The sequence below is a fragment of the Agrococcus versicolor genome, from assembly GCF_039531815.1.
GTDB classification, from domain to species: Bacteria; Actinomycetota; Actinomycetes; order Actinomycetales; family Microbacteriaceae; genus Agrococcus; species Agrococcus versicolor.
Map to the genome: position 1 here is coordinate 200,033 of NZ_BAAAQT010000006.1, position 11,551 is coordinate 211,583.

The window sequence follows — 11,551 nt, forward strand, 5'->3', positions numbered from 1 at the left end:
CCTGCTGGGTCTCGCATCCCTCGCGATCGCCGGCCTCTCGTTCGTCGTGCTGCGGAACCTCTTCCGCGGCCAGCGCTAGCCAGTGCTCGACATCGATCCGACGCTCCCGGCGGAGCTCGGGCCGCTGCAGTGGCTCGTGGGCGACTGGGAGGGCACGGGCCACGTGCAGTTCGCCGTCGGCGACGACGACGTGCGCGAGCACCCCTTCGGCCAGCGCGTGACGTTCGCGCACCACGGCCTGCCGTTCCTCGCCTACACGTCGTACGCGTGGCTGCTCGACGACGAGCTCGCCCCGCTCGCGGCCGAGTCCGGCTACTGGTCGCTCGCGCGCGCCGCCGACGATCGCGACAACGGCCCCGGCATGCTGCCGCCCACGGCACCCCCGCGCTCGGTCGACGACGTCGAGGCGCTGCGGACCGCGGACGGCGGCTTCGAGATCGAGGCCCTCATCGCCCACCCGACGGGCGTGTCCGAGCTGTACCTCGGCACGATCGCCGGGCCGCGCATCGACCTCGCCACCGACGCCGTCATGCGCTCGGCGAGCGCGAAGGAGCACACGGCGTCGACCCGCATGCTCGGCCTCGTCGAGGGCGACCTGCTGTGGGCGTGGGATCTCGCGGCGCTCGGCCGCCCCCTGGCGTCGCACGCCTCGGCGCGGCTCTCGCGCGTGCGCAGGCTCGAGGCCCCCGAGGACGACGCGTGACGAGCGCCTTCGTGGATGCGCCGGGCGCCGTGCTCGGCGACGACGGCGTGCCGCTGCACCTCGGCAACCCGATCGCCGAGGGCCGCGCGCTCGACGCCGGCGCCTGGGTGCTCCTGCCGCGCGACGTGCTGCGGCTCACGGGCGCCGACCGCCTGACGTGGCTCGACTCCATCACGACGCAGTCGATCGCGCAGCTGGCCCCGGGCGTCTCGACCGAGACGCTCGTGCTGTCGCCCGAGGGGCGCGTCGAGCACGCGATGCGGCTCGTCGACGACGGCGCGTCCCTCTGGGTCGTCGTCGACGCGGGGCGCGCGGATGCGCTCGAGGCGTGGCTCACGCGCATGCGGTTCTGGGCGAAGGTCGAGATCGCGCGCGTCGACGCCCCGGTCGTCGGCTGGACGGGCGACGTCGCTCCCGCCGGCGTGACGTGGGACGACCCGTGGCCGACGGTCGCCGAGGGCGGCGTGCGCTACGGCTCGGCGGAGGACCTCGGCCCGTGGGGCTGGCACGAGACGGTCGCGACGGGCGACCTCGCCGAGCCGCCGGCCATCGCGGGCACGCTCGCGCTCGATGCGCGGCGCATCGCCGCCGGCCGCCCGACGATCGTCGACGTCGACGACCGCACCATCCCGCACGAGCTCGACTGGCTCGCGACGGCCGTGCACCTCGCGAAGGGCTGCTACCGCGGCCAGGAGACGGTCGCGAAGGTCCACAACCTCGGTGCGCCGCCGCGCAGGCTCGCCCTGCTGCACCTCGACGGCAGCGAGTCGACGCTGCCCGTCGCGGGCGACGCCGTCATGGCCGACGACCAGGAGGTCGGCCGCGTGACGGCCGCCGCCCACCACCACGACCTCGGGCCCGTCGCGCTCGCCGTGCTCAAGCGCTCCGCGCCCGTCGAGGGCGCGCTCGTCGTGCTGGCGGGCGAGGACGACGTCGCGGTCGCGGCCGCGCAGCAGGTGCTCGTGCCGCCCACCGCCGGTCACGCGCATCGCCCGCCGCGCCTGCCGCGCGTCGGCGCCGTGCGTCGCCCGACCGCCTGACGCGGGTCAGCGCGGGGCCACGGATGCCCACGGCACCGTGAGCTCCCCCAGGCGCGCCCTCCGCATCGCGGCGCGATCGATCGGCCAGCCCTCGTCGGCGAGGGCGGCGACCGCCGCGCCCCAGCGCTGCTCGGGGCCGAACGTGCCGACGTGCGCGGCGCGCTCCCAGGCGCGATCGAGCGCGACGAGGAGGTCGTGGATGCGCTCGCCGGGCACGTTGCGGTGGATGAGCGCCTTCGGCAGCCGCTCCGCGAGCACGCTCGGCGCGGGCATGGCGTCGTCGCCGAGCGACGCGAGGCGGAGCGCGAGGGTGAGGGTGCGCGGTCCGGCGGCGTCGAGGGTCACCCAGGTCGCGACGCGTCCCACCTCGTTCGACGTGCCCTCGACGAGCACGCCGTCCGGCGCGAGCCGCGCGAGCATCCGCTGCCAGATGGCGGGCACCTCGTGCTCGTCGTACTGGCGCAGCACGTTCATCGCGCGGATGACGTGGGGAGCCCGCGTCGTCGGCACCTCGAAGCCGCCGAGCGCGAAGGCCACGCGCACCTCGTCCGCGAGGGCGCGGCCGTGCCGCTGCGGTCCGGCAGCGAGGGCGTCGTGCAGCTCGCGCGTCGCGAGGGCGACGCGCTCGGGGTCGATCTCGAGGCCCACGACCTCGACGAGCGGGCTGCGGCGTGCGAGCCGCTCGTGCAGCTCGAGCGTCGTCGTGGCGCTCGCGCCGTAGCCGAGGTCGACGACGAGCGCGCCGGGCACGCGCGCGGCGGGCAGGTCGGCGATCCAGCGGTCGACGCGGCGCAGGCGGTTCACGCCCGTCGTGCCGCGCGTGATGCGCCCGATCGGAGCCATGCATCCATCGTGGCAGCCCGCACGCACGCGCCCGATGCCGCAGCGTCGCGCGAGGTGCCTCGCGGGTAGGCTGGCGGCATGACCGAGCACACGCTGATCCTGCTGCGCCACGGCCAGTCGGACTGGAACGAGAAGAACCTGTTCACCGGATGGGTCGACGTGCGACTCACCGACAAGGGCAGGCAGGAGGCCGCCCGCGGCGGCGAGCTGCTCGCCGAGGAGGGCATCCTCCCCGACGTCGTGCACACCTCGCTGCTGACGCGCGCGATCCAGACGGCGAACCTCGCCCTCGACGCCGCCGATCGCGCCTGGATCCCCGTGCACCGCTCGTGGCGCCTCAACGAGCGCCACTACGGCGACCTGCAGGGCAAGGACAAGGCGCAGACGCTCGAGGAGTACGGCGAGGAGCAGTTCATGCTCTGGCGTCGCTCGTTCGACGTGCCGCCGCCGGAGATCTCCGCCGACAACGCGTACTCGCAGGTCGGCGACCCGCGCTACGACGGCATCGACGGCGACGTGCCCGCGACCGAGTGCCTCAAGGACGTCATCGACCGCTTCCTGCCGTACTGGGAGGGGCCGATCAGCGACGACATCCGTGCGGGCCGCACCGTGCTCATCGCGGCGCACGGCAACTCGCTGCGCGCGCTCGTCAAGCACCTCGAGGGCATCTCGGACGACGACATCGCGAGCCTCAACATCCCCACGGGCATCCCGCTCGTCTACCGTCTCGACGCCGACCTGCAGGCGACGGGCCCCGGCCAGTACCTCGACCCCGAGGCGGCTGCCGCGGGTGCCGCGGCGGTCGCGAGCCAGGGCAAGGCCTGAGCCGAGCGCGCCGCCGGCCGGTCGCCCTGCGCTGACCGGTCGGCGCAGATCGTGACCGGCCGGCGCAGATCGCGACCAGTCGACGCGGCACGCGAACGAGGCCCCCGGCGCATGCCGGGGGCCTCGTCGTCGCAGGGGAGGCGTCAGTCGGAGACGATGACCTCTTGCAGCTCGGCCTGCCAGTCGCCCGTGGCGAGGTAGGCCATCTTCTTGCCGATGCCGACGGCGTGGTCGGCGAAGCGCTCGTGGTAGCGGCTCGCGAGCGTCGCGTCGACCGTCGCGTGCGCCGCACCCTCCCACTCCGAGCCGAGCACCTGCTCGAACACCGACTTGTGCAGGGCGTCGACCTTGACGTCGGAGCCGGCGATCTGCTCGGCGATCGATACGTCCTGCGTGCGCAGGAGCTCGACGAGCATGTTCGCGATCTCGACGTCGGCGGCGCCCATGGCGGCGAACGTGGGTGCGAGCGAGTCGGGCACCACGTTGGCGGGGAAGCGGTAGCGCGTGAGCATCGCGATGTGGCGCGCGAGGTCGCCCATGCGCTCGAGCGACGCGGAGATCCGCAGCGCCGAGATCACGATCCGCAGGTCGCGGGCGACGGGGCCCTGACGCGCGATGATGTCGATGACGAGCTCGTCGAGCGCGTTCGCCTTGTCGTCGATGGCGGCGTCGGATGCGATCACCTGCTCGGCGAGCTGCACGTTCGAGTCGCCGAACGCCTCGGTGGCGCGCGTGATCGAGCGCACCACGTCCTCGGCGATCTCGACCAGACGGTCCTGGACCTCGGCCATCTCCTGCTTGAAGACCTCGCGCATCGACACTCCTCTAGAAACCCCGCATGGGCATACCTGCCGAGCATCGCAGACGGAGGTGAACAGCGCGTGCCCCCTTGCTGAACAGCCCGAGAACCGCGAGGGGTGCACGATGGCGCGGCGGTATCGTGAGCGACGTGGATGCGACCTGGATCGTGCTGCTCGCGCTCGCGTTCGGGTTCAGCCTCGGAGCGCTCGTCGTGCACCTCGGCGGCGTCGCCGCCTCGCGCGGCCAGCGCGCGCTGCAGCTCGCGAGCGAGGCGATCCCCGACGGCATCGCCGACGTGGTGGGCGCGCTCGAGTCCGCGGGCGTCGTGGTCGACGCGTCCAACACCGTGCTGCGCGCATCCCCGGCCGCGATCGCGCTGGGCCTCGTCGCCGACCGCGGGCTCGCGAACGCCGAGCTCGCCGAGCTCGTGCAGGCGGCGCGGACGTCGGGGCAGGCGGAGGAGCGCATGGTCGAGCTGCGCAGGAGCCGCTTCGACGACGCGCAGCTGCGGCACCTCTCGGCGCGCGCGGCACCCATCGGCGCCCGCTTCATCCTGCTGCTCGCCGACGACCGCACCGACGAGATCCGGCTCGAGGGCGTCCGCCGCGACTTCGTGGCGAACGTGAGCCACGAGCTGAAGACCCCCATCGGCGCCGTGACGCTGCTCGCCGACGCCATCGACGCCGCCGCCGACGAGCCCGAGCGCGTGCGCGCGTTCGCGAACCGCCTCATGGTCGAGGCGGCGCGGCTCGGCGCGCTGACGCAGGAGCTCATCGACCTCTCGCGCGTGCAGGACGACGACCCGCTCGACGACCCCGAGCGCGTCCAGGTCGACGCGGTCGTCGATCGCGCGATCGACGCGGTGCGCGTCGCCGCCGAGGCCAAGCGCATCCGCATCTCGACGCGCGTCGTCGACGCCGCGACGGTGCTCGGCGACGAGTCGATGCTCGTCATGGCGCTGCACAACCTCGTCGCGAACGCCGTGCAGTACTCGCCGGAGGGCTCGCATGTCGGCGTCGGCGCGCGACTGAACGGCGACCTCGTCGAGGTGAGCGTGACCGACAAGGGCGTCGGCATCGCACCTGCGGACGCCGACCGCGTGTTCGAGCGCTTCTACCGCGTCGACCCGGCGCGCTCGCGCGTCACGGGCGGCACGGGCCTCGGCCTGTCCATCACGAAGCACATCGCCGTGAGCCACGGCGGCGAGGTGCAGCTCTGGTCGAAGCCCGGCCAGGGATCCACGTTCACGCTGCGCCTGCCCGTCGCGCAGCCCGAGGCTCAGGGAGCCGCATGACCCGCATCCTCCTCGTCGAAGACGAGATCGCGCTCGCCGAGCCCCTCGCCTACCTCCTCGGACGCGAGGGCTACGAGGTGCACCACGTCTCCGACGGCCTCGACGCCGTCGAGTCGTTCGACGCCGAGGGCGCCGACCTCGTGCTGCTCGACCTCATGCTGCCCGGCATGGCCGGCACCGAGGTGTGCCGCACGATCCGCACGCGCTCGAACGTGCCGATCATCATGCTCACGGCGAAGGACTCGGAGGTCGACGTCGTCGTCGGGCTCGAGCTCGGCGCCGACGACTACGTCACGAAGCCGTACTCGACGCGCGAGCTGCTCGCCCGCATCCGCGCCGTGCTGCGCCGCCGCGTCGAGGCGGAGGAGGACGACGGCGACGCGATCGTCGAGGCGGGGCGCGTGCGACTCGACGCCGATCGTCACACCGTGAGCGTCGCCGGGCAGTCGGTGTCGATGCCGCTCAAGGAGTTCGAGCTGCTCGAGTACCTCATGCGCAACGCCGGCCGCGTGCTCACGCGCGGCCAGCTCATCGATCGCGTGTGGGGGAGCGACTACTTCGGCGACACGAAGACGCTCGACGTGCACGTGAAGCGCCTGCGCTCGAAGATCGAGCTCGACCCGTCCGAGCCGCAGCAGCTGCTCACGGTGCGCGGGCTCGGCTACCGCTTCGAGGGCTGAGGCCCGCTGCACGATCCCGCACGGCCGAGGGGGCGGCATCCGTGATGGATGCCGCCCCCTCGAGCGTGGTGCGTGGGCGCCGCTACGGCGCGGGGGTCTCGACGACCGAGGGCTCGGGCTCGGACTCCTCGGGTGCGACGGGGCCGTAGCTCGACCAGTTGGCGGTCTCGATCGAGAAGACGGGGACCGACAGGGCGGCGCGCTCGGCGGCGTCGGCCGAGAAGACGACGTCCTCGAGGGAGCCGACGGTGAGGGGGCTCGTGAAGACGAGCTGCTGCTCGGGGAAGCCGAACGCCGTGACGCCCTCGTCGAGGTCGATCTCCTGCTCCTCGGTGCCGACCGTGACGACGAGCGTCGTGGCGGGGCCGGAGTTCACGAAGGTCACGGCGAGGCTCGAGAGGTCGTCGTCGGCGACGAGCACGGCGTTGCGGATGTCGACGGGGCCCGTCGCGCCCGAGACGCCGTCCGCGGCGTCGTACTGGTACTGGGTCGCCTGCGGGGTGGTGAAGTTGCAGCCTGCGAGCGTCGCGGTCGCGACCAGTGCGGCCGCGACGGCGGCGAGACGGGACTTCACGGGTGCTGCTCCTTCGATTCCACGCACGATCGACGAGCACGAGTCTAGCGGGGCCCCGATGCCCGTCCGAGCCGCTCCTGCCGACGTGGCGGGGATCATGCCAGCGACGGGTGGTAGAATCAAGAGTCTGTGCAATCGAGGAGCCAAATCCTATGAACTTCGAGGTCGGCGAGACCGTCGTCTATCCCCATCATGGTGCTGCCACCATCACCGAGGTGAAGAAGCGCAAGATCAAGGGCGAGGAGAAGGTCTACCTCAAGCTCAACGTCACCCAGGGCGACCTCACGATCGAGGTGCCCGCGGACAACGTGGGGCTCGTCGGCGTGCGCGACGTCATCGGCAGGGAGGGGCTCGACAAGGTGTTCGAGGTCCTCAAGGCCCCCTTCACCGAGGAGCCCACGAACTGGAGCCGCCGCTACAAGGCGAACCTCGAGAAGCTCGCCTCCGGCGACGTCATCAAGGTGAGCGAGGTCGTCCGCGACCTGTGGCGTCGCGACCAGGACCGCGGCCTCTCCGCCGGCGAGAAGCGCATGCTCGCGAAGGCGCGGCAGATCCTCGTCTCCGAGCTCGCGCTCGCGGAGAAGACCGACGAGGAGGCTGCGAGCAACGTCCTCGACGAGGTGCTCGCGTCCTGACGCGCCACGTCCGGCGCGCGCTGCCCTCGGGCGCGCGCGTCCGGCGAGGCGCGCCTGGCGGGCGCATGGGCGTCCGTTCCTCCCCGGCCTCGTAGAGTCGTCTGCGTGACCGACCCGTCGAGTGCGCCCGAACCGACCGTCGCGGTCATCCTCCTCGCGGCCGGCGAGGGCCTCCGGCTCGGGCGCGGCGAGCCCAAGGCCTTCGTGCATCTCGCGGGTCGGCCGATCCTCGCGCACGCGCTCGAGTCGCTCGCCGGCATGCGCAGCCATCCGCAGGTCGTCGTCGCCGTGCCGCCGAGCCACGAGGCGATCGCCCGCGAGCTCGTGCGCGGCGTCGCCGGCCTCGACGTCGAGCGGTCGTCGATCGTCGTCGGCGGCGCCTCGCGCCAGGAGTCGGTGCGCATCGCGCTCGGCCATCTCGCGCCGACCGTCGCGACGGTGCTCGTGCACGACGCCGCACGGCCCATGACGCCCGCGGTCATCTTCGACTCCGTCGCCGCCGAGGTCGAGCGCACGGGCGAGGGCGTCATCACGGGTCTGCCCGTGTCCGACACCGTCAAGCGGCTCGGGCCCGACGACCGCGTCGCCGAGACCCTCGACCGCTCGCAGCTCACCGCGGTGCAGACGCCGCAGGGCTTCCCGCGCGCGTGGCTCGAGGAGGGGCATGCGCGCGCGACGAGCGACCACACGGACGACGCGGCGCTCGTGAGCGACATCGGCCACCCCGTGCGCGTGATCGCGGGCGACCAGCTCGCATCGAAGATCACGACGACGTGGGAGCTGCGCCGCACGGAGGAGATGCTGCAGCGCGATCCGTCGGCGACGATCCGCATCGGCACCGGCACCGACGTCCACGCCTTCCATCCCGACGCCGAGCTGTGGCTCGCGGGGCTGCGCTGGCCGGGCGAGCCGGGGCTCGCGGGCCACTCCGACGGCGACGTCGTCGCGCACGCCATCTGCGACGCCATGCTCTCGGCCGTGCGGCTCGGCGACGTCGGCGAGGTCTTCGGCACGGCCGACCCTCGGCTGGAGGGCGCGCACGGCGACGTCTTCCTCGCGCAGGCGCTGCGACTCGTGCGCGACGAGGGCTACGAGCTCGTCAACGTCTCGGTGCAGGTCGTGGGGGAGCGTCCGCGCATCGCGTCGCGTCGGCGCGAGGCCGAGGCGCACCTGTCGGCCGTGCTCGGCGCCTCGGTGAGCGTCGCGGGCACGACGTCCGACGCGCTCGGCTTCACCGGCCGCGGCGAGGGCGTGGCGGCCATCGCGACGGCGCTCGTGCGCGCCGCGACGTCGCAGCCCGCCGGTCCGCACCTCGACTGACGCGGCCGTGCCCCGATCGCGGCGTGTCGGGGAGGCGGTGTTGTCGACCCGGTTGCGGCGTGGTAGACATGCGCAGCACGTTCGTGAAGCAACATCTGCACGAACGTGCAAACCATACACAACGACGTGTCGTCGAGCCTCTCGACGACCTGGTCGCCGATGCACAGCAGCATCGGCGGAAAGGTGGGCCGATGCTCGAAGCAGCGTCCCTCGGCAGACTGGCGGCAGCAGATGCGCCGCCCGTGCCGGCTAGCGACAACCCCGTGATGCAGGTGCTGACCTGGATCGCCACCCACTTCATCGGGCTCTTCCAGGCATCAGGAGAGGCCTTCGTCGGCCTGGTGACGGGCATCCTCCCGACGCTCATCGTGCTGCTCACGCTCATGTACGCCATCACGACCTGGGTCGGCGAGGCGCGCATGACGCGAGCGGTGCAGTTCTCCGCGCGGTATGCGATCACCCGCTACACGCTCATGCCGATCCTCGCGGTGATCCTCCTCACGAACCCGATGTGCTACTCGTTCGGCGTCTACCTGCCCGAGCGGCAGAAGCCCGCCTTCTACGACTCGGCCGTCTCGTTCGTGCACCCCGTCACCACGTTCTTCCCGCACGCCAACGGCGGCGAGCTGTTCGTGTGGGCAGGCATCTCGGCAGGCGTCCTGCAGGCCGAGCCCGAGAAGTACCCGGTCCTCGCGATCCTCTACTTCCTCACGGGCATCGTCGTGATCTTCTTCCGCGGCTTCATCACCGAGGCGATCACGCGCTTCCTCATCCGTCGACAGGGCCTCACCGAGGTGTTCGACGGCTACGACCGCGAGTTCGCCGAGGCACGTGCGACTCGCCTGGCCAAGAAGGCGGCCTGACCATGAGCGACTACCAGAGCGCCCGCGTCTCCGCGGGCAGCGGCGGATGGGGCCCCGGCTTCGTCGTCGCCCCCGACGAGCAGAAGAACGTCATCCTCTCGGTGACCGGCGGCGGCATCCACCCCGTGGCGGCCCGGCTCGCCGAGCTCACGGGTGCGGAGGCCGTCGACGGCTTCACGACGAGCATCCCGGACGACCGCGTCGCAGCGGTGGTCATCAACTGCGGCGGCACCGCCCGCATCGGCGTCTACCCCAAGAAGCGCATGCTGACCGTCGACGTCTACGCAGGCGAGCCCTCGGGCCCGCTCGCGCAGTTCATCACGCCGGACGTGTTCGTCTCGGCCGTGGGCGTCGAGCAGGTGACCCTCGCAGGCGAGGGTGCGGAGGTGTCGGCCTCGGCCGCGCCCGCGCAGGCCACCAACGCGCTCGACCTCACGGCCGACCCGAAGGCGAGCCGCGTCGGCGCCGACCGCATCGCCGCGGCGAAGGCCGAGGCGAACGCGAACCAGCAGGGCGGCTTCATCGGCGTCTTCTCGCGGATCGCGACGTCGTTCGGCGGCGTCATCGGCGGCATCATCAACACGCTGCTGTCGTCGGGTCGCCAGGCGCTGACCCTCGTGCTGCAGACGATCATCCCGTTCATGGCGTACGTGAGCCTGCTCATCGGCTTCGTCACCTACACGGGGCTGTCGGACCTCATCGCGCAGGGCGTCACGCCCCTCGCGTCGAACCCGCTCGGCCTCATCCTGCTCGGCGTCATCACGGGCCTGCCGTTCCTGTCCCCGATCCTCGGCCCCGGTGCCGCGATCGCGCAGGTCGTCGGCGTGCTCATGGGCGCGCAGATCGGCATCGGCGCCCTGCCGGTCGCGTACGCGCTGCCCGCGCTGTTCGCGATCAACGGCCAGGTCGGCTGCGACTTCGTGCCCGTGGGCCTCGCGCTCGGCGAGGCGAAGCCCGAGACCGTGTCGATCGGCGTGCCGGCGGTGCTGTTCTCGAGAATGGTCACGTCGCCACTGGCCGTGGTGCTGGCGTACTTCGTCAGCTTCCTGCTGGTCTAGTCGGACGACGAAGGAGAGACGAAGGGATGTCGAGCGCGATGACGACGCTGTACGAGGCGACGGTGACGAGGATCGGGGCGGATGCCCAGGACATGATCGACGCGGGGGTGGTCATCCTCTTCGGGGAGCCGTGCCCGGATGCCCTCGCGGAGGTGAGCATCGTCCACTCGGGCGGTGCCGCCGACGTGGACCTCGCCCCGCAGCCCGGCGACGTCGTCGTGCTCGGCGCGACCGAGCTCACGGTGCGGGCGGCGGGCGAGCTCGCGGGCTCGAACCTCCGCGAGCTCGGTCACATCGTCCTGTACTGCGACCCGGCGGACGACCAGGCGCTCCTGCCCGGCGCCGTCTTCGTCGACGGGCAGCTCGGTGCCGTCGTCGACGGCGATCGCGTGGCGATCGAGCGCAGGGCCTGACGATGGAGCTGGACGGCCGCTTCGGCATCGTCCTGCTGGTCGTGCTGCTGCTCGGCATCGGCCTGAGCCTCTTCCAGCACTTCTCGTACCAGCGGGCGACGCGACGCATGGTCGCCGAGCACCAGGGAGCCCGCGAGTCCTTCCTCGTCTCCGGACGCGGCAAGGGCTGGCTCCGCGGCGCCGTGGTGCTGCTCGTCGTCGACTCGTCGTCGTCGCGCATCGAGGCGGCCGAGGCGATGGTGGGAGCGAGCGTGTTCGCTCGCTTCCGCCCTCGTCCCGAGCTGCTCGGATCCCTGTCGTCCGCGCGCGATCGCGCGAAGGACAAGCACCTGGGCGAGGCCGTCGAGTCGGCGATCGCCCAGTACCGCACGCTGCGGAAGAAGCGCTGAGGCGCTGACGCACCACCCGTGCGCTGCACGGGCGTCCCCCGCGGGCCGGCATCGACCCGCTATGCTCAAAGCAACAATGTGCGCGACGACATGCACGAATGTGCACTCGCTGC

General features: G+C 72.4%; 14 protein-coding genes. 11 read left to right on the forward strand and 3 right to left on the reverse strand.

Annotated elements, in window-relative coordinates; genetic code table 11:
* Positions 1–82 precede the first annotated feature (82 nt).
* Complete coding sequence (locus tag ABD249_RS09245; RefSeq protein ID WP_344342834.1) at positions 83–703, forward strand: heme-binding beta-barrel domain-containing protein; 621 nt, start codon at positions 83–85, stop codon at positions 701–703.
* Positions 700–1,743, forward strand: coding sequence for a CAF17-like 4Fe-4S cluster assembly/insertion protein YgfZ (ygfZ, locus tag ABD249_RS09250; RefSeq protein ID WP_344342836.1), 1,044 nt, complete (start codon positions 700–702; stop codon positions 1,741–1,743). The genes ABD249_RS09245 and ygfZ overlap by 4 nt, the downstream gene beginning before the upstream one ends.
* Positions 1,744–1,749: 6 nt before the next feature.
* On the opposite strand, the gene ABD249_RS09255 is transcribed toward ygfZ, so the two are convergent.
* Positions 1,750–2,586 (reverse strand): class I SAM-dependent methyltransferase, encoded by an 837-nt coding sequence (locus tag ABD249_RS09255; RefSeq protein ID WP_344342837.1) that lies wholly within the window; start codon positions 2,584–2,586, stop codon positions 1,750–1,752.
* Positions 2,587–2,664: 78 nt separating this feature from the next.
* Between ABD249_RS09255 and ABD249_RS09260 the strand changes: the two genes are divergently transcribed.
* Positions 2,665–3,411 carry a phosphoglyceromutase gene (locus ABD249_RS09260; protein WP_344342839.1) on the forward strand — a complete coding sequence of 249 codons (747 nt, stop codon included), beginning with the start codon at positions 2,665–2,667 and terminating at the stop codon, positions 3,409–3,411.
* 143 nt (positions 3,412–3,554) lie between these two features.
* Here ABD249_RS09260 and phoU read toward each other — a convergent pair whose 3' ends face one another.
* Positions 3,555–4,226: a phosphate signaling complex protein PhoU gene (gene phoU, locus ABD249_RS09265; RefSeq protein WP_344342841.1), complete on the reverse strand. Its 672-nt coding sequence runs from the start codon at positions 4,224–4,226 to the stop codon at positions 3,555–3,557.
* A gap of 134 nt (positions 4,227–4,360) precedes the next feature.
* On the opposite strand from phoU, the gene ABD249_RS09270 reads away from it, so the two are divergent.
* Entirely contained in the window at positions 4,361–5,506 is a 1,146-nt protein-coding gene (locus ABD249_RS09270; RefSeq protein WP_344342843.1) for a sensor histidine kinase, read from the forward strand.
* A complete protein-coding gene (locus ABD249_RS09275) occupies positions 5,503–6,186 on the forward strand; it encodes a response regulator (RefSeq protein ID WP_344342845.1) in 684 nt (227 codons plus the stop codon). Before ABD249_RS09270 ends, ABD249_RS09275 begins: the two co-directional genes overlap by 4 nt.
* Before the next feature lie 82 nt (positions 6,187–6,268).
* On the opposite strand, the gene ABD249_RS09280 is transcribed toward ABD249_RS09275, so the two are convergent.
* Positions 6,269–6,760 (reverse strand): hypothetical protein, encoded by a 492-nt coding sequence (locus ABD249_RS09280; RefSeq protein WP_344342847.1) that lies wholly within the window; start codon positions 6,758–6,760, stop codon positions 6,269–6,271.
* 152 nt (positions 6,761–6,912) lie between these two features.
* Here ABD249_RS09280 and ABD249_RS09285 point away from each other — a divergent pair, with 152 nt between their 5' ends.
* From ABD249_RS09285 to ABD249_RS09310, 6 genes are all read left to right on the forward strand, one after another.
* Positions 6,913–7,395 carry a CarD family transcriptional regulator gene (locus ABD249_RS09285; RefSeq protein ID WP_344342849.1) on the forward strand — a complete coding sequence of 161 codons (483 nt, stop codon included), beginning with the start codon at positions 6,913–6,915 and terminating at the stop codon, positions 7,393–7,395.
* 105 nt (positions 7,396–7,500) lie between these two features.
* Positions 7,501–8,715: a 2-C-methyl-D-erythritol 4-phosphate cytidylyltransferase gene (gene ispD, locus ABD249_RS09290; RefSeq protein WP_344342851.1), complete on the forward strand. Its 1,215-nt coding sequence runs from the start codon at positions 7,501–7,503 to the stop codon at positions 8,713–8,715.
* Between the two features lie 266 nt (positions 8,716–8,981).
* Positions 8,982–9,578, forward strand: a complete 597-nt coding sequence (srlA, locus tag ABD249_RS09295; protein WP_344343916.1) for a PTS glucitol/sorbitol transporter subunit IIC — start codon at positions 8,982–8,984, stop codon at positions 9,576–9,578.
* Positions 9,579–9,580: 2 nt separating this feature from the next.
* Positions 9,581–10,636, forward strand: coding sequence for a PTS glucitol/sorbitol transporter subunit IIB (gene srlE, locus ABD249_RS09300; RefSeq protein ID WP_344342853.1), 1,056 nt, complete (start codon positions 9,581–9,583; stop codon positions 10,634–10,636).
* 38 nt (positions 10,637–10,674) lie between these two features.
* Positions 10,675–11,049, forward strand: coding sequence for a PTS glucitol/sorbitol transporter subunit IIA (locus tag ABD249_RS09305; RefSeq protein WP_344342855.1), 375 nt, complete (start codon positions 10,675–10,677; stop codon positions 11,047–11,049).
* 2 nt (positions 11,050–11,051) lie between these two features.
* Positions 11,052–11,438, forward strand: coding sequence for a transcriptional regulator GutM (locus ABD249_RS09310; protein WP_344342857.1), 387 nt, complete (start codon positions 11,052–11,054; stop codon positions 11,436–11,438).
* Positions 11,439–11,551: the final 113 nt, after the last annotated feature.

Bases quoted from the DNA above. Each gene is read 5' to 3' on its own strand.
- ABD249_RS09310 (WP_344342857.1), top strand. From the start codon at position 11,052: ATGGAGCTGGACGGCCGCTTCGGCATCGTCCTGCTGGTCGTGCTGCTG.
- ABD249_RS09255 (WP_344342837.1), bottom strand. From the start codon at position 2,586: ATGGCTCCGATCGGGCGCATCACGCGCGGCACGACGGGCGTGAACCGC.
- phoU (WP_344342841.1), bottom strand. From the start codon at position 4,226: ATGCGCGAGGTCTTCAAGCAGGAGATGGCCGAGGTCCAGGACCGTCTG.
- ABD249_RS09285 (WP_344342849.1), top strand. From the start codon at position 6,913: ATGAACTTCGAGGTCGGCGAGACCGTCGTCTATCCCCATCATGGTGCT.
- ABD249_RS09305 (WP_344342855.1), top strand. From the start codon at position 10,675: ATGACGACGCTGTACGAGGCGACGGTGACGAGGATCGGGGCGGATGCC.
- ABD249_RS09275 (WP_344342845.1), top strand. From the start codon at position 5,503: ATGACCCGCATCCTCCTCGTCGAAGACGAGATCGCGCTCGCCGAGCCC.
- srlE (WP_344342853.1), top strand. From the start codon at position 9,581: ATGAGCGACTACCAGAGCGCCCGCGTCTCCGCGGGCAGCGGCGGATGG.
- ABD249_RS09260 (WP_344342839.1), top strand. From the start codon at position 2,665: ATGACCGAGCACACGCTGATCCTGCTGCGCCACGGCCAGTCGGACTGG.
- srlA (WP_344343916.1), top strand. From the start codon at position 8,982: ATGCAGGTGCTGACCTGGATCGCCACCCACTTCATCGGGCTCTTCCAG.